The sequence below is a fragment of the Nitrosopumilus sp. genome (assembly GCF_025699255.1).
Classification (GTDB): Archaea; Thermoproteota; Nitrososphaeria; order Nitrososphaerales; family Nitrosopumilaceae; genus Nitrosopumilus.
The window spans coordinates 1-22,157 of the sequence record NZ_JAILWA010000010.1 but is presented as its reverse complement, the minus strand read 5'-3'; the positions used below and the strand labels follow the sequence as shown (position 1 = coordinate 22,157).

Annotated in this window: 32 protein-coding genes and 1 tRNA gene; 12 read left to right on the top strand and 21 right to left on the bottom strand. The window is 33.4% G+C overall.

Annotated features, from left to right (window positions below; translation table 11 throughout):
• Positions 1–15: 15 nt before the first annotated feature.
• Positions 16–246, top strand: coding sequence for an Lrp/AsnC ligand binding domain-containing protein (locus K5781_RS08465; protein ID WP_297442842.1), 231 nt, complete (start codon positions 16–18; stop codon positions 244–246).
• Here K5781_RS08465 and K5781_RS08460 read toward each other — a convergent pair.
• Complete coding sequence (locus K5781_RS08460) at positions 243–449, bottom strand: hypothetical protein (protein WP_297442840.1); 207 nt, start codon at positions 447–449, stop codon at positions 243–245. The genes K5781_RS08465 and K5781_RS08460 overlap by 4 nt on opposite strands.
• A 101-nt stretch (positions 450–550) precedes the next feature.
• Between K5781_RS08460 and K5781_RS08455 the strand changes: the two genes are divergently transcribed.
• A complete protein-coding gene (locus K5781_RS08455) occupies positions 551–1,237 on the top strand; it encodes a hypothetical protein (RefSeq protein WP_297442836.1) in 687 nt (228 codons plus the stop codon).
• A 1-nt stretch (position 1,238) separates the two neighbouring features.
• Here K5781_RS08455 and K5781_RS08450 read toward each other — a convergent pair whose 3' ends face one another.
• On the bottom strand, positions 1,239–1,487 hold the full coding sequence (locus tag K5781_RS08450) for a hypothetical protein (RefSeq protein ID WP_297442833.1): 249 nt from the start codon (positions 1,485–1,487) through the stop codon (positions 1,239–1,241).
• 90 nt (positions 1,488–1,577) lie between these two features.
• Here K5781_RS08450 and K5781_RS08445 point away from each other — a divergent pair, with 90 nt between their 5' ends.
• Entirely contained in the window at positions 1,578–2,108 is a 531-nt protein-coding gene (locus K5781_RS08445) for a hypothetical protein (RefSeq protein ID WP_297442830.1), read from the top strand.
• On the opposite strand, the gene K5781_RS08440 is transcribed toward K5781_RS08445, so the two are convergent.
• Genes K5781_RS08440 through K5781_RS08430 form a run of 3 tightly spaced genes read right to left on the bottom strand, consistent with a single transcriptional unit; the run spans position 2,098 to position 3,587 of the window.
• Positions 2,098–2,331, bottom strand: coding sequence for a hypothetical protein (locus K5781_RS08440; protein ID WP_297442827.1), 234 nt, complete (start codon positions 2,329–2,331; stop codon positions 2,098–2,100). The genes K5781_RS08445 and K5781_RS08440 overlap by 11 nt on opposite strands.
• Positions 2,332–2,363: 32 nt before the next feature.
• A complete protein-coding gene (locus tag K5781_RS08435) occupies positions 2,364–2,516 on the bottom strand; it encodes a hypothetical protein (RefSeq protein ID WP_297442824.1) in 153 nt (50 codons plus the stop codon).
• A gap of 36 nt (positions 2,517–2,552) precedes the next feature.
• Positions 2,553–3,587 (bottom strand): alcohol dehydrogenase catalytic domain-containing protein, encoded by a 1,035-nt coding sequence (locus K5781_RS08430; RefSeq protein ID WP_297442821.1) that lies wholly within the window; start codon positions 3,585–3,587, stop codon positions 2,553–2,555.
• A 110-nt stretch (positions 3,588–3,697) separates the two neighbouring features.
• On the opposite strand from K5781_RS08430, the gene K5781_RS08425 reads away from it, so the two are divergent.
• Positions 3,698–3,931 carry a hypothetical protein gene (locus K5781_RS08425; protein ID WP_297442818.1) on the top strand — a complete coding sequence of 78 codons (234 nt, stop codon included), beginning with the start codon at positions 3,698–3,700 and terminating at the stop codon, positions 3,929–3,931.
• Between the two features lie 42 nt (positions 3,932–3,973).
• Positions 3,974–6,001, top strand: a complete 2,028-nt coding sequence (locus K5781_RS08420) for a thioredoxin domain-containing protein (protein ID WP_297442816.1) — start codon at positions 3,974–3,976, stop codon at positions 5,999–6,001.
• Here the strand turns inward: K5781_RS08420 and K5781_RS08415 are convergent.
• Together K5781_RS08415 and K5781_RS08410 are read right to left on the bottom strand one after the other, a co-directional pair.
• Positions 5,998–6,318, bottom strand: a complete 321-nt coding sequence (locus K5781_RS08415; protein ID WP_297442813.1) for a hypothetical protein — start codon at positions 6,316–6,318, stop codon at positions 5,998–6,000. The two genes, K5781_RS08420 and K5781_RS08415, sit on opposite strands and share 4 nt — an antisense overlap.
• A 311-nt stretch (positions 6,319–6,629) precedes the next feature.
• Positions 6,630–6,980 carry a hypothetical protein gene (locus tag K5781_RS08410; RefSeq protein ID WP_297442810.1) on the bottom strand — a complete coding sequence of 117 codons (351 nt, stop codon included), beginning with the start codon at positions 6,978–6,980 and terminating at the stop codon, positions 6,630–6,632.
• A 78-nt stretch (positions 6,981–7,058) separates the two neighbouring features.
• Between K5781_RS08410 and K5781_RS08405 the strand changes: the two genes are divergently transcribed.
• A complete protein-coding gene (locus tag K5781_RS08405; protein ID WP_297442807.1) occupies positions 7,059–7,514 on the top strand; it encodes a hypothetical protein in 456 nt (151 codons plus the stop codon).
• A 12-nt stretch (positions 7,515–7,526) separates the two neighbouring features.
• Here K5781_RS08405 and K5781_RS08400 read toward each other — a convergent pair whose 3' ends face one another.
• The 6 genes from K5781_RS08400 to K5781_RS08375 form a co-directional block, all read right to left on the bottom strand.
• The gene (locus K5781_RS08400; RefSeq protein ID WP_297442804.1) at positions 7,527–8,216 is read right to left on the bottom strand and encodes a hypothetical protein; all 690 of its coding nucleotides are present in this window, start codon (positions 8,214–8,216) and stop codon (positions 7,527–7,529) included.
• Complete coding sequence (locus tag K5781_RS08395; protein WP_297442800.1) at positions 8,213–8,503, bottom strand: hypothetical protein; 291 nt, start codon at positions 8,501–8,503, stop codon at positions 8,213–8,215. The genes K5781_RS08400 and K5781_RS08395 overlap by 4 nt, the downstream gene beginning before the upstream one ends.
• 32 nt (positions 8,504–8,535) lie before the next feature.
• Positions 8,536–8,769: an Lrp/AsnC ligand binding domain-containing protein gene (locus K5781_RS08390; RefSeq protein ID WP_297442798.1), complete on the bottom strand. Its 234-nt coding sequence runs from the start codon at positions 8,767–8,769 to the stop codon at positions 8,536–8,538.
• Positions 8,770–8,819: 50 nt separating this feature from the next.
• Positions 8,820–10,139 (bottom strand): DEAD/DEAH box helicase, encoded by a 1,320-nt coding sequence (locus K5781_RS08385; RefSeq protein WP_297442796.1) that lies wholly within the window; start codon positions 10,137–10,139, stop codon positions 8,820–8,822.
• Between the two features lie 101 nt (positions 10,140–10,240).
• The gene (locus tag K5781_RS08380) at positions 10,241–11,032 is read right to left on the bottom strand and encodes a DsbA family protein (RefSeq protein ID WP_297442793.1); all 792 of its coding nucleotides are present in this window, start codon (positions 11,030–11,032) and stop codon (positions 10,241–10,243) included.
• Positions 11,033–11,106: 74 nt separating this feature from the next.
• A tRNA-Thr gene (locus tag K5781_RS08375) sits at positions 11,107–11,181 on the bottom strand.
• Positions 11,182–11,304: 123 nt separating this feature from the next.
• On the opposite strand from K5781_RS08375, the gene K5781_RS08370 reads away from it, so the two are divergent.
• Together K5781_RS08370 and K5781_RS08365 are read left to right on the top strand one after the other, a co-directional pair.
• Complete coding sequence (locus K5781_RS08370) at positions 11,305–11,532, top strand: hypothetical protein (RefSeq protein ID WP_297442790.1); 228 nt, start codon at positions 11,305–11,307, stop codon at positions 11,530–11,532.
• Positions 11,533–11,610: 78 nt separating this feature from the next.
• Positions 11,611–12,162 carry an arginine decarboxylase, pyruvoyl-dependent gene (locus K5781_RS08365; protein ID WP_297442787.1) on the top strand — a complete coding sequence of 184 codons (552 nt, stop codon included), beginning with the start codon at positions 11,611–11,613 and terminating at the stop codon, positions 12,160–12,162.
• On the opposite strand, the gene K5781_RS08360 is transcribed toward K5781_RS08365, so the two are convergent.
• From K5781_RS08360 to K5781_RS08350, 3 genes are all read right to left on the bottom strand, one after another.
• Positions 12,163–13,311: a hypothetical protein gene (locus tag K5781_RS08360; RefSeq protein WP_297442784.1), complete on the bottom strand. Its 1,149-nt coding sequence runs from the start codon at positions 13,309–13,311 to the stop codon at positions 12,163–12,165.
• 283 nt (positions 13,312–13,594) lie between these two features.
• Positions 13,595–13,873: a hypothetical protein gene (locus K5781_RS08355; RefSeq protein WP_297442781.1), complete on the bottom strand. Its 279-nt coding sequence runs from the start codon at positions 13,871–13,873 to the stop codon at positions 13,595–13,597.
• 266 nt (positions 13,874–14,139) lie between these two features.
• Positions 14,140–15,912 carry a M3 family oligoendopeptidase gene (locus tag K5781_RS08350; protein ID WP_297442779.1) on the bottom strand — a complete coding sequence of 591 codons (1,773 nt, stop codon included), beginning with the start codon at positions 15,910–15,912 and terminating at the stop codon, positions 14,140–14,142.
• Between the two features lie 220 nt (positions 15,913–16,132).
• On the opposite strand from K5781_RS08350, the gene K5781_RS08345 reads away from it, so the two are divergent.
• Both K5781_RS08345 and K5781_RS08340 read left to right on the top strand, forming a co-directional pair.
• Positions 16,133–17,065 carry a TFIIB-type zinc ribbon-containing protein gene (locus K5781_RS08345; RefSeq protein WP_297442777.1) on the top strand — a complete coding sequence of 311 codons (933 nt, stop codon included), beginning with the start codon at positions 16,133–16,135 and terminating at the stop codon, positions 17,063–17,065.
• A gap of 4 nt (positions 17,066–17,069) precedes the next feature.
• Positions 17,070–17,630, top strand: coding sequence for a TATA-box-binding protein (locus K5781_RS08340; protein WP_297442774.1), 561 nt, complete (start codon positions 17,070–17,072; stop codon positions 17,628–17,630).
• A 27-nt stretch (positions 17,631–17,657) separates the two neighbouring features.
• Here K5781_RS08340 and K5781_RS08335 read toward each other — a convergent pair whose 3' ends face one another.
• Genes K5781_RS08335 through K5781_RS08320 form a run of 4 tightly spaced genes read right to left on the bottom strand, consistent with a single transcriptional unit; the run spans position 17,658 to position 19,111 of the window.
• Complete coding sequence (locus K5781_RS08335; protein WP_297442773.1) at positions 17,658–17,912, bottom strand: UBP-type zinc finger domain-containing protein; 255 nt, start codon at positions 17,910–17,912, stop codon at positions 17,658–17,660.
• Between the two features lies 1 nt (position 17,913).
• The gene (locus tag K5781_RS08330) at positions 17,914–18,453 is read right to left on the bottom strand and encodes an inorganic diphosphatase (RefSeq protein WP_297442770.1); all 540 of its coding nucleotides are present in this window, start codon (positions 18,451–18,453) and stop codon (positions 17,914–17,916) included.
• Between the two features lie 54 nt (positions 18,454–18,507).
• The gene (locus K5781_RS08325; protein WP_297442767.1) at positions 18,508–18,930 is read right to left on the bottom strand and encodes a hypothetical protein; all 423 of its coding nucleotides are present in this window, start codon (positions 18,928–18,930) and stop codon (positions 18,508–18,510) included.
• Positions 18,931–18,979: 49 nt separating this feature from the next.
• Positions 18,980–19,111, bottom strand: a complete 132-nt coding sequence (locus K5781_RS08320; RefSeq protein ID WP_014965479.1) for a hypothetical protein — start codon at positions 19,109–19,111, stop codon at positions 18,980–18,982.
• Positions 19,112–19,245: 134 nt separating this feature from the next.
• Between K5781_RS08320 and K5781_RS08315 the strand changes: the two genes are divergently transcribed.
• Both K5781_RS08315 and K5781_RS08310 read left to right on the top strand, forming a co-directional pair.
• Complete coding sequence (locus K5781_RS08315; RefSeq protein ID WP_297442762.1) at positions 19,246–19,860, top strand: hypothetical protein; 615 nt, start codon at positions 19,246–19,248, stop codon at positions 19,858–19,860.
• Positions 19,857–20,975 carry a hypothetical protein gene (locus K5781_RS08310; RefSeq protein ID WP_297442759.1) on the top strand — a complete coding sequence of 373 codons (1,119 nt, stop codon included), beginning with the start codon at positions 19,857–19,859 and terminating at the stop codon, positions 20,973–20,975. Before K5781_RS08315 ends, K5781_RS08310 begins: the two co-directional genes overlap by 4 nt.
• Before the next feature lie 13 nt (positions 20,976–20,988).
• On the opposite strand, the gene K5781_RS08305 is transcribed toward K5781_RS08310, so the two are convergent.
• A partial coding sequence (locus tag K5781_RS08305; protein ID WP_297442756.1) for a hypothetical protein occupies positions 20,989–22,157 on the bottom strand: 1,169 nt, incomplete at its 5' end.

Here is a 22,157-nt window from a genome sequence, read left to right as displayed (position 1 = left end):
GAAAATATGATTTAGTTGGAAAAAGCATTCATGTTAATCAGCTGTGAAATTGGAGAAGAACAATCCCTTTTTTCACAATTAAAAGAAATTCCTGAAGTCAAAAACTGTTTGATTACTTTTGGCAGTTATGATGTTGTAGCAGAATTTGTTACTGATTCTCCTTCAAAAATTAATGAAATTATTACCTCCAAAATTAGAAAACTAAAGAATATTCGAAGCACGATAACTTTACGTGTGACAAACTAGACTTTTTTAAATAAACTCAACCCTGCTCCAAAAATTATCATTCCTACTGTTGCGATTAGGATTCCATATGTGATCCAATTAGGATTTGAATACATAAATGATGATTCTGGACCTACTATTGATTGTCCTTGCAAGTGAAAAATAAATCCAAAAACCCCTACAATGACTCCAATAATCATTAATGCTTTGCCTCCTTTCATCATACTTGTATCTGCATTGTACTAAAAAAGGGTAAACAGAATTGATAATTAGACCAAATGATTTTCGGATTTGGTTTTTAATTATTTTCTTTTGAGACTATAAAATGTACAACTGGAATGATTATAGGGAATCTACATCTCGTAATCATATAGGCTTAATCTTATTTGGTACTTCTGCTTCACTTGCAATAATTTTATTTTTAATTTTTCATCCTCAAATTGAAACAATAAACAAGGAATCTCCTATTCTAATCAATATTATGTTTGCACCTGCAATGGCTGTAGGTTTTCTCTACGGTGTTCGAATAACTGAAAGAGCTGTTAAACCAACAGAGATTCGCAGTCCTATCAAAAGATCAATTGTAAAAATCTTCTTATTCTTTTTTGTTATGGGTGGGATGTTTAGCTCTGTAAATTTTGCAATCAATGGGGGAAGCATAATGCCTGAAGTGACCATTTTGGAAGATGGGTTATTATCTTGGGTTAACAGCTTCATTACCGCAAATGGAGGTGCAACATTTCTTATCGTAACTAGCATTGGTTTGATGGCTGGTGCAACAAAAAGAATTGTTGGAATGAATTCTGGTATAATTAACAGAATGGTTACCTTTGTTGGAACTTTTGTCTTCTTTACAATGCTTGTGCTAAGTTTTACAAAATCTGACCCTACATCTTCTGGAGTTTTCTTGTACACTTTTTATCAAGCAGGGATTGTTGGTGGTGCATTTTTTGCCATGAATCGACTCACAAAAAATCAAAACATGTTAGAAGATTTTAGTAATGGGTTCTAACTCATTCTGGAAGATCTACAAAAATACCTGAAGCCTTGTTGTTTATTCTGTCCCAATATTTCTCACAACCATCTGCTCTGAAATCGCTTTCTTTACATTCGTTGAAATGAGCCGTTTTATCTCTTGCAAGATTATCTGATAATAATACGTCGTCTGCGGTAAACAGTGCAATAATGCCTATGGCTGCTAAGCTTCCTGCAACAGCAATCATGGAATATCCTACTTTGGCATAATTGTGAGGGTCTTTCATTTACGTGAAATCCATAACTCTCGAATTTAATCTTTTCAAGTTGTACCTTTGCGATCAAATTTGTGGCACTAGTAATTTTTTTGGGAAAAGATGAAAAGAAAGTACTCAAAAATACATGCATTGAGCATTCAAATTTTACAATATGAGTTTCTTGGACCTATTCCTCTTGAAGAATGGGGTCCTCCTATGGAAAAACTTGTATATTTAATTCTCTCACGCGACAAAGATAAATTCAATATTGTCTATCTGGGCAATTGCCAAAAAACCAATGATAAAGCATTTTTTGTTCAACATCCTCAATACAAATGCTGGATTGAAAAATCAGGCTCAGAAAAATCCCTCTATCTGGCAATTTTACCCTTGTTTGAATCAAGTGATGATCATAGAGAAAATGTATACAAGAAAATCTTAACTCATTACAAACCCGTTTGTAATTCTTCTGAGATTGTTGAAAAAAAGCCTGATTATGTTGTCAGAAAATCTGAAAACACTATTCCAGATCCAGAACAAATCTCATGTCCTTGTTGTGGGGCAAAAATGATTCCTGAAAAAGTATTGGAAAAGTCTACTTTGTTTAGATGTACAGGTTGCAGTTTAAGTGACACAAAGCTTAACTCTTGACTTTATTTTGAACATCAAATAATTGCAATGTCAACAAATCTAATGCTTTTTTCAAATGTTGAAATTCATTGATTGCATGAATTTGTCCTTCTATTAGAGCTCTTTGAATTTTAATTGAATTCTTTTGAAATTCATCTGATGCTACAATTTCCATAGCATTAAGTTTTGATAACAAATTATCTAAATCCTTAATCATCTCATCTGATGGTTTGTGTTTGTCCATGTATGTTTGAAATTATTTTGATATATGAACTGTTACAAAAGTTCTTCATCGATTTCTTGAATGGGATCCACATATTGTCTACATGTACAAGTTGGAATTTGACATTCTCCTGCCTTAATCAACGAATCGCTGTGCTCATTTTTACTGTGAGCTTCATCCGTATGATGACATCTCTTACAATTCATACAACAAACCTATTGTTCTGATATTTAAGCCAAGAATTAAGGTATGAGAACAGCTCTAGCTTCAATCTCTGAATCTTTTAATTTCTTTAGTGCTTCATTTGCTTTTTCCAATGGGAATGTTTGGGTGATAACTTCGATGTCTTTTTCATCACATATCTTGATTACTTGCTCCATGTCTTTAGTTGAGCCAATTAGCGTTCCTCTTATCGTCTTCTCTTCAAATGCCATAAAAGCTGGATTTTCACCCACGGTTGCTATGACGATTAATCCTCCTTTCTTCACTGATTTGATAGCTGTATCTGTTACAATATCTGCTGGTGCAAAAACTATTGCTGCATCTAGTAAGCCGTGTTTTTCTTTAAGCGTGTTAAGAAAGTCTTGCTGTTTTTCGGAGAAAATAACTGCGTCATTTGCACCTAATCTTTTTGCAACATCTAGATGTTTTTGAGATCTAGAAAACGCAATCACATCACAATTCTCTACTTTGGCAAATTGTATTGCCATGTGACCTACTCCTCCAATACCATAAATTCCGATTTTTTTATTTGGTTTAGGTTCTGATGCCTTAACAGCCTTGTATGCTGTGATTCCTGCACAAAATAATGGTGCAGCATATTCTGCTTTCATTTTTTCTGGAACTTTTGTTGCAAAGTCTTCAACAACAGTAATGTATTCAGTGTATCCTCCTTTGAAAGATTCTCCTGTGATGACTGATGATTCGCAAAGGTATTCTTTACCTTCTTTACAATATTGGCATTCTTTGCATGCTTCTAACAATGGCGTAATTCCTGCTCTATCTCCTACTTTGAATTTAGTAACTTTGTCTCCAATTTGTACTACTTTTCCTACTACTTCATGTCCTGGAACTGTTGGCAATGCTGGCGGAATGCCGATATCTTGCCAATCTCCTTCAATCCCATGTAATTGTGAATGACATACCCCGCATGCCTCGATTTTTAATAAAATTTCATTAGATCTTTTGATTTCATGTTTGTCTATCTCTGTTAGTTTTAATGGCTCTGTTTCAATTTTGGCACATTTTGATAATACCATCGCTCGCATTTTTTCCATATTCTCACTAGTTTATCATGAAATTTTAATATTCGTAAATTAATTTTTAGATTTTATTTGACTTTGCTATTACACTAAGATTTATTTGCAAAATTGGTGATATCAAAAATATGGCTGAAATTACTGATGAGGATCGTGAAAGGGTAAAATTATTGCATCTAGTCACCAGTTCAAAACATGAATTCAAAAAACTTACTTTGGAACAATTAAAACGGTTACAAGAATTAGTTGAAAAAAAAGATTACAGTCATGACAAAAAAGCTCATAAATCAAAAGTAAAATTATTGGGAAAAATCAATGTTAGAATCTATGAACTTACAGAAGGTAAAGGAATTTGGAGTTAATTTGTAGATTAAGTACAAATATTAAAACAAATCTGACTAACTGTGGTTGAAAATAATCTCATAAACGAAAGTAGTCCATATTTACTTCAACATGCTAATAATCCTGTAAATTGGTATGGCTGGAATGATGAATCATTAAAAAAAGCAAAAGATGAAAACAAACCCATCTTTCTAAGTATTGGATACAGCTCATGTCATTGGTGTCATGTCATGGCCCATGAATCATTTGAAAATGAAGATGTTGCCAAATTTATGAATGAGAATTTTATTAACATCAAAGTTGACCGAGAAGAACGTCCTGACATTGATGATATTTATCAAAAAGTCTGTCAGATAGCTACTGGTCAGGGCGGATGGCCATTGAGTATCTTTCTTACCCCTGATCAAAAACCATTCTATGCAGGAACTTATTTTCCTGTTTTAGATTCTTATGGACGTCCGGGATTTGGAAATATTTGCAGACAATTAGCACAAGCTTGGAAAGAAAAACCTGGGGATATAGAAAAATCTGCTGAAAGATTTCTTGGAGCATTAACAAAAGCAGACTCTCTTCAGGTTCCTTCAAAATTAGAAAAAACAATTCTTGATGAGGCTGCAATGAATCTGTTTCAATTGGGAGATGCAACATATGGTGGATTTGGCTCTGCTCCAAAATTTCCAAACGCTGCAAACATCTCATTTCTATTTAGATATGCAAAGTTTACAGGTCTGAATAAATTCAATGAATTTGCGCTTAAAACTTTGAAAAAAATGGCAAATGGAGGCATTTTTGATCAAATAGGAGGCGGTTTTTCTAGATACTCAACTGATGCAAAATGGCTAGTACCTCACTTTGAAAAAATGCTATATGACAATGCGTTAATTCCAGTAAACTATGTAGAGGCATACCAAATCACGAAAGATCCATTTTATCTCGAAGTCTTACAAAAAACTCTTGATTTTGTACTTAGTGAAATGACTTCTCCTGAAGGCGGTTTCTATTCAGCATATGATGCTGATTCTGAAGGAGTCGAGGGAAAATATTACGTTTGGAAAAAAAGTGAAATTAAAGAAATTCTAGGAAAAGATGCTGATTTGTTTTGCTTATACTATGATGTAACTGATGGTGGAAACTGGGAAGGAAATAATATTTTGTGCAATAACCTGAATATCTCTACTGTTGCTTTTAATTTTGGCATCTCTGAATCTGAAGTTAAAAAAACAATTAATCTATGTGCAGAAAAATTACTAAAAGTTCGTTCTTCAAGAATTCCTCCTGGATTGGATGATAAAATTTTGGTTTCTTGGAATTCTTTAATGATTACTGCTTTTGCAAAAGGCTATCGTGTAACTGGAGATGTTAGATATCTTAATGCTGCTAAAGATTGCATTTCATTTATTGAAAAAAATCTATTAGTCGATGAAAAATTATTACGAACTTACAAAAATGGCGTTGCAAAGATTGATGGCTATCTAGAAGATTATGCTTATTTTACTAATGCTTTACTGGATGTATTTGAAATTGAACCTGATGAGAAATATCTTAGTTTGTCCATGCGTTTGGGGAATTATTTGGTGAAGCATTTTTGGGATTCGGTAAACAATAGTTTCTTTATGACTTCTGATGAGCATGAAAAACTGATAATTCGACCCAAGAGCAATTATGATCTATCTTTACCTTCAGGAAATTCTGTATCTGCATTTGTAATGTTGAGATTGTTTCATTTGTCTCAAAAACAAACTTTTCTTGAAATTGCCACAAAAATCATGGAATCTCAGGCACAAATGGCTGCTGAGAATCCTTTCGGTTTTGGATATTTGCTAAATACCATTTCTATGTATGTTCAAAAACCTGTTGAAATCACAGTAATCAATACTGAAAATTCCGATATTTGCAAATCTTTGTTTTTAGATTATCTCCCAAATTCAATATTGATTACAATCAAAAATGCCTCTCAACTGGAGAGTCTTTCCAAATATCCTTTCTTTGAAGGAAAATCCTTTGAAGAAAAAACTTCAGTTTTTATTTGCAAGAATTTTACTTGTTCTTTGCCATTGCATACAATTGATGAAATAAACTCAAATCTCTAGACTTTTTTTAAATCTACTTGAATGATACTTCCAACTTGTGGTCTTCCCATGTTGTCATATCTGCCTTTTGGCATTCCTATAGTAATCTGAGTTTGTTGATATGTTTTCACATTTACTGTTGGTTGTGCTTGTAAAATTGCTTCTAACAATGGCATCACTTGTTCTTTAGTTTCAGAATCTAGCTTATTTGAAACATTTTCTATAATCATCTGTTTTTGTGAAATAGGTTCAGTTGAAATATTTTCAATTAAAGACAATTGTACTATTTGACCATTGTCTACTATCTGAGTAATTTTGAATTCATTTGTATCTGACATGATGGTATGATGTATTGTTGTGATTTATCTTTAACGTATTGAAAAATACAATGCTACCCCTGCAGTTACAACTGCTGCGGCTACGCCTAATCCAAAAATTATTTTACTTCCATCTATACTCATACCTGATATTCCAATAAGTTGGAATTAAACTATCTGATTTTCTATTTTTTTTTACTGATAATTTCTACGTAAGTGTTTTAATAGAAAATCACTCATGTTAGTTATCGCATACTAACTGTATTCATACACCTGCGATAGTACGACCAGTCCAACAGGAGTCATAATGGGTGCCCATTTGGGCACTCTTTTTAATCAAAATTCTTTTCTAAATCTGTCTCTTCTAATTTTTCTTCAGATTCTTGTTTCACAGGTTCAGCTTTGGGTGGATCAAGAATTGCTTTTTTGATTAAAGCAGCTCTGTCTTTGATAATTTGATTGAATTCTTTCATATCTTCTAAACTAGGTGTTTGTTGTTGATTCTGATATGCTTGCAAAAACCCTGAATACACACATCCTGTGATAATTCCAAATGCTGTATCTGGTACAGATTCTATTTCTGGAACAAAGTTTTCTGCAATTTGTGTATATGATTCTGATTCACTAATGTAATAATCAATCAAACTATCAATGAAATCCTTGTTCTCTTTAGAAATGGTCATCTGTTCTTTCTTAATTTCCTAGTTTATTTAATTGTCTTTGATTAATCGTTTATTTATTCATGAATGATTTTCAAATTATTGTGGAAATTAGAATCTGATGAAGATTTTTTTCGAATCTATGATTCGGAAAAACTTGTTGCAGGATATTTTGATCCTGATTATGGAGAAATTTTTCCTAAAGATAATACTGAAGAAATTATTGCTTCTATGCTAAAAAATCATGAAAAAATTTCAGGTGGCATTGTGATGGTGCCTCTTGTAAAATTCAAATTATTTGATCGAGAATTAGATACTTCATTGACAAATGTAGAGGAACAAGTAAAACGAGTAAACGAACACTTGCAAAAATGGAAAAATTTCTTATCTTCTACTAATCGAGAATCACATTCTATTAGAATCTCTCACACTGATCAAGATATGTTGACCATTACTTTTCCAGTCTATTTTTCACAACCTACGCCGCTTGAAAAAAACTCTTTGATGGAAGAACTAGTTGATATTTTAGAAAAATTGAAGAATTCTGATTTACTCTAATCTTGTTTCATGCTAAGGTAAATGGTCTTTTTTCCATTTTTCAGCCTCGTTAATACAATTAAACCATGATATTTCTATCTCGTTTGAATCAAATTCACCTTTATCATTTTTAAATTCTGAATCGCACTTGGCTTTCATATTTTCTGAAATTTGAAGAACTTTTTGTTTTAGTACTTTATCTGGTGGCGAAAATTTATCTGCTTCATTAAATTCTTTGATGCCTGCTTTAGCTAACTGGAATTCTACTAATCCTAAATTTTCATACTCATATGCCTCTTGAATTTGTGTATCTGATCTAATTTTAGCTGATTCGTCTCCTGTAGATATCCATTTTATGTATTCTATATCGCTCAGTAGCTGTGTTTCTGATGAAATTTTGAATAACTCTACTGAACTTTGAAATAATTCTGGTGGCGATAATTTGTCATATCTTGAAATAATCTTTTCAAATTCTCTTACATGCTCTTCATAATAATTTAATAATTCTTCTTTTGTAATGTCTCCTTCATCCCATTTTATTTTTTCAGAATAAAATTTTGTTTGTAGTTCTGTGACGTCTTGTTGAATTTGTGAAAGTTCATTTCCAAATTGGAATCCTTTCTGTTTGGTTTGATCTACCGAATAATTGTATCCTATTATGCCTACTATTATGACGATACCGATTATTGCAATTGAAATATTTTGTATTTTATTTTTCTTCAAAGATAATCTATGTAATTTCCATTCTCATCTAATTTTAACTCAATAGTAAATTCTGTACCGCTGATAAATGAATCATTTCGTATAGTTCTAACTCTTCCTATTACAAGCTCATATGGCCAAATTTCTACTACTATTGCACCTACTTTTGCAGTTGGCGTCTCTGTAATTTCCATATCTTCACGCTTAACTCCGTGCCTTTCAAGCATGTGGATGGCATGTTCTAAAAGAGGCTCTGGATTATTGTAATTTAGTACCCATACTGGTGCTTCATAATCAATTTTCTGCAATTTGAAAAATCCTAAATTTACTCATATAACAATTATTCGGGAACTATTACATTTAGAGTCATGGTGCTTACAACTCTGGATAGTTTGCGAATAGTTGCAATTACTTTTTCAAATTCATCTTGATTTTCTGATTGAATTTCTGCAATTACATCATATGCCCCAAAAGTAAGATATGCATTTGTAATGTCTTGCATTTGTTTTAATTCATCTACAATATACTCTTCGGCTCCTAGATCACAATTTAATAAAATGAATCCTTTGTGCATTAGTTTATCTTAAATTGATTACGTACTTGGAGTCTTTAAGTTTTACAGTTTTACCATCTGCTACGTCCGCCGTAGCTATTTCTGTTACCATCTCTGTCTCCATATCTTTTTCTTCCCCCTCTATCGTCTCTAGGGTTTCTTCCTCTATCTGATCTTCCATATCCTCCAGAACGTCCCCCTCTTGAGTAATTGGATCTAGACTGACCACCGTATCTTCTTGATGGTGTTTGTCTTTTTAGAGGATCTGGAATTGAAATTTGAATTCCCATCTCCTGATTCAAATCTTTGAGTGGAACTTTGATTTGACGTTTGATTAGATTCCAATCTCCTACTGATGAATATGAGACAAATGTAACTGCCTTACCTTTTGCTCCTGCTCTTGCTGTTCTTCCAATTCTATGAAAATATGCCATTTCTTGATTTGGAACATCATAATTTACAACTAATTCTACTCTTGGAACATCGATTCCTCTTGATGCTACATCTGTTGCAACGAGAATATCTGCTTTTCCACTTCTGAATTTGCCCATTGACTGCTCTCTTCTATGCTGTGACATATCTCCTTCAATAGCTACTGCATTGAATTTTTCTTGATGCAGGAATTTTGCAACATCTCTAGTCCTATATTTTGTTGAACAAAATACAATGCTTTGTCCTTTTGTAGGTTTTATGAAATCAATTAGATACTTGAATTTGTCTCTGTCTTTAATTACCAAGTATGATTGATCAATTCCTTCTCCACTAAGATCATCTGCATCCAGTAAGAACTGCTTTGGGTTATTCAAATAATCTTCTGATAATCTTAAAATTTCAGTTGGCATTGTTGCTGAAAACAATGACATGACTCTGTTTTCTGGGGCTAGATCTAAAATAAACTGAATATCATCTACGAATCCCATATCTAGCATCGTGTCTGCTTCATCAAGAACAATGTGAGATACATCTCTGAGTTCAATTGAACCTCTCTTGAGATGATCTATCAATCTACCTGGTGTAGCTACAACAATTTCTACTCCTCTGTGAAGCGCATCTAATTGAATTCCCATTCCTTGTCCTCCATACACTGTTGCAATTTTAATTCCTGTGTATTTTCCAAATTTTTTAATCTCATCACTGATTTGCATTGCTAACTCTCTTGTTGGCGCCATGATCAATCCTTGAATTCCTTGTTTAGGTTGAATCTCTTGCAACATTGATAATGCAAATGCCGCAGTTTTTCCAGAACCTGTATGAGCTTGTCCTACTACGTCTCTTCCTGATAATAATACTGGAATTACTGCTTCTTGAATTGGAAATGCTTCTTCAAATCCCTGCTCAGAAATTCCTTTTAGCACTTCGTCGTTTAATCCTAAATCTTGAAATTTTGTCATTTTATTTTTTTCTCTTTGGCAATGACGAAAAAGCTCATTGCCCACTCGTCATTATTCTGATGCTTAATCGCGTTTGTGCCCTAATAAACGCTTGTTATTCTTTATGCATCTAGTTGAGCTTCAATAATTTTTTTGAAACTTTCAAACGGTTGAGCTCCTTTCAATTCTACAAATCCGATTTGATCATTTCCTACAAAAAAACCTGGTGTTCCTGATACTCCGTAATTTCTACCATCATCTAGATCTTTTTTAATTTCTTCAATGTGTTTTCCGCTAGTTAGGCATGAATCAAATGTTTCTTCATCTAGTTGTAAACTAGTTGAATATTGACTAAACATGTTTAACGCCTGTGTAGTTTCAAGATTATTCCATTCGTTTTGTTTTTCAAACAATATGTCATGCATTTCTCTAAACTTTCCTTGTTCATTTGCACATTCAGCTGCTACTGATGCAGGTAATGCATTTGGATGAATACTTTGAATAGGAAAGTCTCTGAAAACCAATTTCACTTTGCCTTGATCAATATATTCTTCAAGAATAGTTGGTAATGTTTGAGTATGGAATCTTGCACAAAATGGACATTGAAAATCTGAGAATTCAATAATGGTGATAGGCGCATTTGGATCTCCTATTATCGGATCATTATCTGCTGAAATTTTTACAGGAGCAGCTTCTTGCTTTGTAGGTAATTGATTTTGTAATAATTTTAACTCTAATTTTGATAATGCTTTTTCCAAGTCTTCGTCTGAAATCTGTTCTGAATTCAAATTTGTTGTAAATGAACCTGCAAAGAAAGATGCAATTCCGACTAACACAATTATTCCTATAATTAATCCGTTAAACGTTGATTTTTTTACTGTGACTTTTTCATTATTTTCAATCTCGGAACTCATTTTCATTTACTCAAAATCCAGTATACTTATTCGTATTGCCAAATCTTGAATCTTTTACATTATAGAAAATTAAGAGCCAATGACGGGATCCGAACCCACGACCTGCTGATTACAAATCAGCCGCTCTAACCAGGCTGAGCTACATTGGCACGATGTACAATGAAATTTTTGAAGGTTTAAAGTGTTACCTGTAAATAATTTTTAAAATATATTTTGAAAAATCTGTCAAATTTACCGTCAGTTTATAATAATGACCACTTTTGATATCTGATATGAGGTACATCGAACCTACTAGAGTCAAGGTTTTGATGATGATGTTTTTTGCAACTGGTGTTATGGGGTTGGTTATTGGATTGGCAATTGCTCCTCCTTCCATGACAATGATGATCACTTTCATGGGTGTGATAAATATTGGATTGGGCGCATTTTTCACTTTCATCTTTTTGACCCAAATTCAAAAAGAGCCTGATAAACGAAAAAAGAAGAAAAAACGAGATTAGACATATGTGATAATATTTTCAGCTTGTGTTCTCTTTCAATTAAAGTATAAATAATAACTCTCTTTCAACAATTCAGAAATGTTAGATTTAGTTGCAAAGAATTTGTTTCTTACAAAAGGTAAAGGTGTTCATGAAGATAGATTAACTAGTTTTGAATATGCTCTAAGGGATGCTGGTATTGCTGGTACTAATCTTGTTTTGATTTCAAGTATATTTCCGCCTAAAGCAAAACTAATTTCTAGAAAAGAAGGTTTGAAAAAAATTTCTCCAGGACAAATTCTCTTTACTATTTATTCGAAAAATCAAACTAATGAACCTCACAGAGTTTGCTCTGCATCTGTGGGTATTGCTCAACCAAAGGATACTAGCAGATATGGGTATCTTTCCGAATATGAGGCATTTGGACAAAATGAAGTTCAAGCTGGTGACTATGCAGAAGATATTGCTGCACAAATGCTTGCTTCTTCTTTAGGAATTCCTTTTGATGCTGACAAGGCATGGAATGAAAAAAGACAACAATGGTCTATTTCTGGAGAAATATACAATACTCATAACATTACACAAGCAACAAAAGGTGACAAGGACGGTAAATGGACTACTGTTTTTGCTGCAGCTGTTTTGTTGTTGTGATTATTTTCTATATCCTTTAAGATAGAATATTGCAGCTGCAATAGCTACTATTGTTATTATTCCTACTACTATAACTGATTCATCTGTTTCTGGTTTTTCTGTTTTAATTTTCTCCCCTGCTAAAGAAAAAACCAATTCATTTTTGTCAATTGATGACTCTTTTCCAAAAATATATTTTCCTTGAATTCTTTTCCCTGCATCTGGATCAAAAATCCATCCATTATCTGTAATATCTATGGGAATTTTTTCTTCATCAATAATTTGTGTTGGAATAATTTTCCCATTTACATTTGACACATTAATGTCGTCATCTGATAAAATCACTACCTGAATAATAGAATTAAGTGGATAAAATCCTCCTGAAAAATAATCTGATCTCTTGATGCTGTTGACATTGAAAATTTCTAATGGATTAATTTCTGAAATTGTAGAAGCTTTTCCTGGAAAATCTGCTGCTAGTTTCAATTGAAATAATGATTTTGTTTCAAATGGGATCAAAGAAAATGTCATCTTTGCATTTTTATCATTTGATAATTCTTTAGCTATTTCATAAAATCCCTCAGAATCACGAATAGTTTTAGGTATCAAAATAGCTGATATTTTTTCATACATTGAACTGGTGTCTTCTTTAGGCATTGTGTAAACTGCTGAGATTGTTCCTCTTCCTGAAATTATTCCTGATGTTTCTAGTGCTTTGTTTGAGATGTCATCATTATGTATGAATACTGAATGAAATTTTGCATCCGTATCAAAAACTTGATTTATTTCATCAATATATGATTCTGAAACTTTTTTTGCATTATCTTGTAGTCCAAAGATTCCTCTGTCATCATCATCTACTACAACATTTATCATGATACATGATTCATTCACAACTCCTAGAACACATCGTTCTTCATTTGTTACAATTATGGCAGTAACCTGTTTATTTTCTCTAATCTTTTTTTCTAGTTCTGCTGGTATTTGAATTTCTTGAAGGCTTGTACTCTGTAGAGTAATGGATGCTGTAACATTCTGTGATATGCTTTTATCGATAATTATTTGGGCTGTTTCCTGAAAAGTTGCCAGGCCCATTTCTTGTGAAAATGCATAATTTGTAGAAATCCCTATCATGATGACCAAAATCAATGGCAAAAGAATTCTTTGCATTGGGTGCTCTTCATAAAATGAAATTATTAAATTTACTCTTATTTTGTTCTTTTTTCATTTTCTAGGATGATTTTTTTTCATTTATGATCAAAATTTCTTATCTTGTAACTAATATCAGGTCTTTTGTCTCTTCAGTTGATATGGCTTTGATTCCTTTTCTTGTTGATCTATACCTCCATCCAATTATTCAACTAATTGCTGTTTTGAGTGCTTTAGGTATTGGATTATTTCAAGGCATTATTCTAGGAAGGGCTATTCTTGTTAGATTCCCCCGTTTACAAAATCATGTTAAAACTGTATCAGTTTCAATGTTTGTTTTGTTTTTAGCTAATGCCATTCTTAGTGTGCCAAGATTTGCATCTCCTGAAAAAATCACTCTTGCAAACCTTTCAGCTAACAGTCCTGGGGAAGTTGCATCATCACTTTTCCTAATTTTTGGCATGAATACTGGTTTTCTGACTGTTTTGGCATTATCTGTAACTGTGATGAGTTTTGTATTGTTAAAATTTACAAATCTTAATGGCCTTGCTAAAGGCTTTGTTTTCTTTTTTAGTGCCCTCATATTGATATTAACTGCAGTGAGTAGGTTCACTGATTTTACCCCTAGCACTTTTGAAGTTTTGCTATATTTCCTATATCAATTGGGTATTACGATTGGAATTTTGATAGGTTCCATAAGAAAAATCAAACCTAAAAAATTAGATTTGAAATAATTTCAAAGGTTTAAATCAGATTATCTTTGTCTTGGTATTGACATCGAATTCAAACCGTTCGGGGAACAAGCTGGCAGTCCATGCGTTGGACTGTCAGCCCCATTTATTCTAAAAATTAATTCAGTTTTGATAATGTGCTAACTTGTTCTTTAACATAATCAAATCCTTCTTGCCAAAATTTGGGACTAGATATGTCAAATCCATATTCAGAAAGTAATTTCTCTGGTTTTTTGGATCCTCCTGCAGCTAAAATCTTGATATATGCTGGAACAAAGTCTTTGCCTTCTTTTTTGTATCTTTGAAATAATGACAATGCTAACAAATTTCCAAATGAATATGCATAACAGTAAAACGGAGTGTGATAAAAATGAGGAATACAACTCCATTCTATTTCAAAATCTTCAGTTAAACTCACAGAATTTCCAAATTGTGTTTTAAGATTTTTCAAATATGTTTTTGATATTTCATCTATAGTTGTTCCATTACCAATTTGTTCATGAGCATCAACTTCGAAAATTGTGAAAAATGATTGTCTTAGTATCGTTGCATAAAGATCATCTATTTTTTCTGAAAGCATAATTTTTTTCTCATCATCAGAAATTTTATCTGACAAATTATCGTACAATAATAACTCTGAGAATGTTGATGCAGTTTCTGCAAGTGGCAATGGCGCATCTTGAACAAGAATTGATCTATCTTGTGCAGCTTGACTATGTACGGCATGACCTAGTTCATGAGCTAAAGTAAACACGTCTCTTGATTTCCCAGTGAAATTTACTAATACATACGGCGTAATTTTTGGCGTCAGAGTACTACAAAATGCTCCGTCTCTTTTACCTTGTCTTATCTCTGAATCAATATGTTTTTCATTGAATACTTTTTTTGCATATTCTTCTAAAGTCCCACTAAACTTGCCAAGTGACTCAAAAACCAATTTTACTGATTTGTCATACGAATAGTTTTTTTCTTTAATGTTGGATGTGGCAGGAGCATACAAATCATATCTTCGCAATTTTTTCATTTTTAGCATTTTTGCTTTTTGTACAAAAAATTTCTGAAAAACTGGAGAATTTTTTTTGCATACTGTTAACAAAGAATCTATAGTTTTGTCATCTACATCATTACCGATGTTTCTCATTGATATTGGAGATTTGTAACCTCTGATTTCTATCCCTTCGTCTTTCCAATTGAGAACAATGTTTTGATAAATCTCTCCAATGACTCCTTTATTTTCTGAATATTTTGAAAGAATGGTTTTGTATGCTGTTTCTCGAATTTTTGGATTTGTACTTCTCACATAATTTGTAAGTTCTTCTCTAGTCATTGTTTTGGATTTGTTTCCAATTTTCATTTTATATTCAAATGAATTTGTTATCTTGTCATACAATTTTACAAGTGCAGAAATCCCTGTAACATCTAGTGTGTTGATGATTCTCTCTTCTGGTTCACTTAAAGCATATTTTGCAAACAGTCTTTTATGTGAGAGATATTCTGTTATTTCTCCAGCATCACTCATGAGTCTTTTTGCATTTTTATCATCTACTTGAGTTTTCCACCACAAATCAAAAAATAAAATCTTATTTGAAATCTCAGAACCAAGTTTTGACATTTTAGTCATCAACGATGTTGCTTCATCTGATTGTGTGTCTGAAGAATAAGATAATGATGCATATCCACCAATCTTACTCATCTTTTCAGAAATTTCTTCTACTTGATCTAAGATATGCATAAATTGTTTTGAAGACATTTTTGGATTAAGTTTAGATTTGATTTTTTCAAACTTTTTTGCAAGTTGCTCTAATTCTTGAATTTGTTTTTGAAATGCAGGGCTTTTTGGATTTTTAGATAATTCTGATAGATCCCATTTTCCTAGCTGATACGATGACATCTCAATTTGCTGATTTACAACTATTAAAAAATGAATATGATGTTGATTTTTCATATGTGATTGCGACTGCTAAAATCTGTTTTTCTGATCTTTGTTTTTGTGCCTAGGATCTTGTTACTGTGGAAATTCTCCTTTTATTTCCAGGCTCGTTATTTTCTTCAAAAATGGCAGAATAAATCGGTTCATATAGGAAATCAACTGTGCAATATTGGAATTACCTTTGGTTTTAGAAATTATTAATGCAGATTCGACATGTGGTCGTTGTGGCAAAAATGCCATGTTGACTGATAATGATACCGGCGAAAGATTTTGTGGAAAATGTGGTTATGTGATTACAGAGACATTGCAAGATTCTGGCCCTGAATGGAGATCATTTTCCAAAGAAGGTGGCGCAGATCCAACTAGAACAGGAGCGCCTACATCTCTTGCAATGCATGACAGAGGTCTTGCAACAATCATCAGTCCTATGAACAAAGACTCTTCTGGAAAACCTCTAACATCTACAATGAAAAGTACTATCGAAAGACTACGAACATGGGATAGTAGAAGTAAAGTAAATGCTTCTTCAGACAAAAACCTTCGACAAGCACTAAGTGAATTATCTACATTAAAAGACAAACTTTCATTATCTGATGCAGTTATTGAAAAGGCATCATACATCTACAGAAAAGCATTAGAAAAAGGACTGGTGAAAGGTCGTTCTATTTCTGCATTAATTGCAGCATCTCTTTATGCTGCATGTAGGGACACTGAAACTCCTAGAACTCTAAAAGATGTTTCTGATGCAGGTAATATCAAGAAAAAAGATATTTCGAGATGCTATAGAATTTTACACCAAGAATTAGAATTGAAAATGCCTGTGGTAGACCCAGTTCAATGTGTTGCAAGAATTGCAAGTTCTATTGGAATCACTGAAAAAACAAAACGCTATGCAGTTAAAGTTCTCAAAGATGCTCAAGCTCATGAAGAATCTGCAGGGAAAGATCCAATGGGATTAGCAGCTGCAGCACTATACCTATCTTGTGTGAAAAACGGTGAAGATAAAACTCAACGTGATATTGCAGAAGCTGCAAACGTTACAGAAGTAACAATTAGAAATAGATACAAAGGCTTGAGATTGGATCAAAATATGGATGTAATGGGAGGTAAGTGAAAAAATGACTCAAACTAAACCTGTAATTGCAATTGTAAATGTTGTAGCATCTGCTACCATTGAACAAAAATTAGACTTGGTGGATATCACTAAAAAATTCCCTGCAGTAGAATATCATCCAGAACAATTCCCTGGAGCCGTATTTAGACTCAAAAACCCAAAGACTGCCACGCTCCTCTTTGGTTCTGGAAAGATGGTATGTACCGGTGCCAAATCCCAAGAATTAGCTGAAACTGCTGTCTTTGAAGTGGTGAAAATTCTAAGGAAAGGAAAAATCAAAATTAAAAATGATCCTTTGGTTTCTATTCAAAATATAGTATCTTCTATCAATCTTGGCGGTAAGGTAAACTTGGAACAAGCTGCAAGAACTCTCCCAAGAAGTATGTATGAACCAGAACAATTCCCTGGACTTATTCATAGAATGCTAGACCCAAAAACTGTGATCTTGATTTTTGCATCTGGTAAGTTGGTATGTGTTGGGGCCAAACTTGAAAAAGATGTTCATCGTTCTGTCAACCAAATTCATGCATTGCTTGAAGAAAAAGGGTTAATGGTTTACGATTAGAATATTATGGAAAAATAATTTATTCTATCAATAATATTCTTCATGAATGTAGCACCACTTCCAAATCTTTTCTGGTACTGCTTGCATAACTGGATGCCCTGTTTCTTCAAAATGTTTAGTTGCGTGTTTTCCAATAGATGAATCACAACAACCTACATGTCCACATGTTAAACACATTCGAAGTGCAACTACTGGAAGATGTTCTTTTTCACACTCTTCACAATTTTTTGTATTTTGAGATACTTTGTTTTCTTGAATGAAATGTTCACACTCTTTTGTCATGTTAATATTTTTTCAACGTGTCTTTGTATCTTTTTATAGATTCTATAATTACCACTTTGGCTTCTTTAGCTGATTTCCATCCCATGATCTCTACTTTTTTGCCTTCCAAATCTTTGTAAACTTGGAAAAAGTGGGCGATTTCTGAACGATAGTGATCTTCAATATCTGAAATATCTGCTGTGTGCAAATATCTTGGATCATTTGTTGCAACACAAATAATCTTGTCATCTAATTTCCCGTCATCTTTCATTTGGAGTAATCCAATGGGCCTTGCCTCGATTAGAATTCCAGGATAAGTTGGGTTTGTAACTAATACTAGTGCATCCAGCGGGTCGCCGTCTTCAGATAACGTTTGTGGAATTAACCCATAATCTCCAGGATAATGAAATGGTGAGAACAAAACTCTGTCTAATTTTATCATATTGTGTTTCTTATCGTATTCGTACTTGTTCATAGAACCCTTTGGAATTTCTACAATCGCATTAATTATTTCAGGAACATCTGTACCTGATTCGATATCGTGCCAAAAATTCTTGCTCATTTTCTAGCTCTTCGTTTGGATATTCAGTATATGAATTCTATGAAATATTGTTGATTATGCTAAATCATTAGTATTTGGAATTACCTTGTAAATTTTTACAGTGTAATCTCCTTGAAAGATATTTACAAACTCTCCTGTGTTAGAATCTACACTTCTTACTCTGAATTTGTATTCATATGAACCGTCACCTTTAGCATCAACTTGTGCAAAATGAACCGGATCTTCTCCTTTATACATTTGAATAATTATTGGATATCTTTCTGCTACTTCTGATGCTTCGCCTCTTACAATCCCCCATGGGAGTTTGTTATCTTCAGGGACTGTCATCGTGGTAGTGGTTTTCTCCAAACTTACATCTGCATTAATTGGAGTCACAGTTACATGATTTGATTCAGCTGAAATATTTGCTGGAATCATTATCACTCCAAAAATAACCATAATTGACGCAATAAGGACGATATTTGATTTTGTGCCCATTATAATCTCAAAAATACAAAGTCATTTAAAAAATTTATTACTAATTTGTCTATGGCAACTCTTCTTCTAGATCACAACATGCTTTGTGAACCCATTGATCCTTTGAATTCTTCAGAATCTCTTTACCTGTTTTTATTACGTCTCCACATTCTACACATTTTCCATTAAATCTTGCTTTCACAACATCCTGCAAACTTTGTTCCCTTTAAAACTAGCCTCAAAATGTCTGAATCACACAAAAAATATCAAGATTTTATCAAAAATAATATGTCTATCCACTTTAGAGTCAGTTGTTAAGAGAAATGGTGATTGTGATTGCTTAGTGAAGAAGATCTTATTTCACGTATTTTGAAGGTAAAAAACCTTAAAGAAAATTGTTTCAAATACTTGGAAGATGTTTCAAAAGAATTGCTTACTCAGAAAATTCTGTTTGCAATAGCTGAATTAACTGCTGAGAAAATGGGCCCAGTAAAGCTTTCTGAAATTGCCAAAAAGACAACTGGAGAACATGATAAATCAAAACAAGATCTTGTGAGATTAACCATAGAAAAATCTCTTCTAAAATGTGGTCTTGCTGAGAAACTAAAATATGCATCAAATGATGTACGGTATATTTTGACTGCATATAGATTCCAAAAAATCAAAGAGATTGATAGCTTTAGGGGTGAAAGCACACAACCAATTGGAGATGTATTTGAATTGCCAAAAAATACGTGGCCAATTTCAGATGAATTTTATTTGTTACTTGCAAAAAAACATGGTTACGAGCAGTCTCTAAAGAAATTGCATTCTGATTTTGACTCTGATGTTATTCCACGTGGAAAATACGAAACATTAAACAGCGATTACAAAAAATCCCTTGATAAAATTAACGAAAAACTGGATTCAAAATATTCTGGTTTGGAAACATTGGTGGTATCAGAATCATGAAGTTTTTGATAATATTTGGATTGATTTTATGTGGTTCTATTTTTGTAGCACATTCTGACAACACTGTTGATGCACAATTCTCAAACCAAAATATGATTAGTGTTAGTTTTGAAAATAATGTTTTGCCCTCATATGAGATCCCTTTAATTCCTGGACAAACATTTACTCTTACTCAGAATCATTCTTGGGTCAATGATGAAACAAGCAGGTTTAATCTGGAGTCCTATACGCTTGATGGTGAAAAAGTAAAAATTTCTAGAACTGCTCGAGGTGATTTTACTCTAAACATTCCAACTGATTCTTCTCATGATATTATGTTTGGAGCTGCGCAGCAATATGCTCTAAGCGTAGAGGGAACCAATGATTTCTCATATCTTCCATCATCTCCAACCAATGATAATTGGTTTGATGCAGGTACTGCTGTATCCGTAAACGTGCAAAAAACTACTGAAATTGAGCAAAACAAAGTAAGGCAAGAAGTTACTGGTTGGTCTTTGGACAAATCTGAATTTTGGAACATTGAGGATGATGGTTCTACCTCCTTTACGACACCTCCAATTACTATGAATGAATACCATCAGGTGGATTTCTTTACTACTTTTCAATACAAACTCAATGTAATTTCTGACTTTGGCGAAACCACTGGAAGTGGTTGGTATGAACAGGGTGTTACTGTTCCCATTGGAATAAATTCTGGAGGTGATGGATTGGTTCTTAATTCATTGTCTGGATGGGATGGTGCTGAAGTAGAATACGATGGTAATGTTGCTCAGGTATTCATTGATGGTCCAGTAACTGTTTCAGCCAAAGTAGAAAAAAACTATTCTCTTGTAATTGCCGTTATTGTTATTCCAATATTGATTGTAGGTGTGATTGGAATAAAGAAATTCAAGAATCATACTCCTCAAGTTGCTGTAGAGGAAAAACCTGCTGAAAGAATTGTGGAAAAAGTTATTGAAAAAGTTGTAGATGTTCCTGAAAAAAAATATGAAGATGGCTATGATCAAAAATTATCTGATTATCTTAAAGAACAAATCGAATCAGAACTTGATACAATGCATTCTTTGAACATTATTTCTGATTCAAAATATTCGAGAATCAAAGATATGTTGTGATTCAGAGTTTTCTCTAAGGATCAACTGTAAATGACACCGTATCTACTTCATAGTATCCTAATGTGTTTGTGTAAGTTAATGTTAACACATAATCTCCTGCTCTAGTTGGATCTAGTGTTGGGTTTTGTAGACTTGAATCATCCAATGATGGTGGTCCTCCTCCGCCAGTTGGCTGAGTTGTTATGGCCCATGACCATGATAATGTTGTGCCACAATCAGCAGTACATGAACCAGTTAGTGGTATGGCTACATTTTGAGTAAATGGACCTGCACCAGCAGATGCAGATGCATCTGGACCTCCCGTCACAGACACTGTTCTGGTATGAGTATATCCGCCAGATGAAGTAACATCAATATCCCAATCACCATTTGTATCTGGAGTGAAACTATATGGTTGTGTCACTGATGGATTTCCACTAATCTTTGTACCGTTTGGAGCCATTACATCTAGTCTAATACTTGATGTAATGTCTACTAGGACATTTGATAATGCTGTAAATCCTTTTGCAGTGTATGATGTTCCTACAGTACCTGATGTGTTTCCTGATTCTCCATCAGTAATACCTGCTGATGCACATACTCCTTGAGTATCTCCGTGATTAAGGTGAGCATTAACAGCTTTTGCATTGACATATAGTGTAAATCCATTGTGACAAATTGCATTGTCACTTGCACCCTTTCCATTATCTTCTTGTCCGCCTTTCTTGATTTGGCCTGGTGGTGCTCCGAACTTTCCACCAAATGAACCCAATGTACCTTTGCCTTCACCATTGCCTTTGTTACTTCCATCGAAGTTTGTTTCAAAGACATCATCTATTGATGCTTCAAAGTGATTCTCAAAGTAATCATCAGGATTTTGTGCATAACTTGATGAATAATCATCAAACTTTTTTGCTAATCCTGGTGGGGTGTCTTCAAATCCAACTAGACCGTTACCATTTGTATTTCCAGTATTTGATGTACTGTCAAATTCTGATGTATCTTCATTACTAGTATCCTCTTCATTACCAAACAATTTTGCTAATCCTGGTGGAATCTTTCCAATTCCTAATCCGTTACCATTTGTTATCCCGTTCTCAGATGGATTGTCTCCAGATGCTTCAAATCCTGGTGGCAAATCTGTTTCGTCACCACTATTTCCTGGTGCACTCTCTTGGTTCTGTCCTGGAGCTTCACCACTAT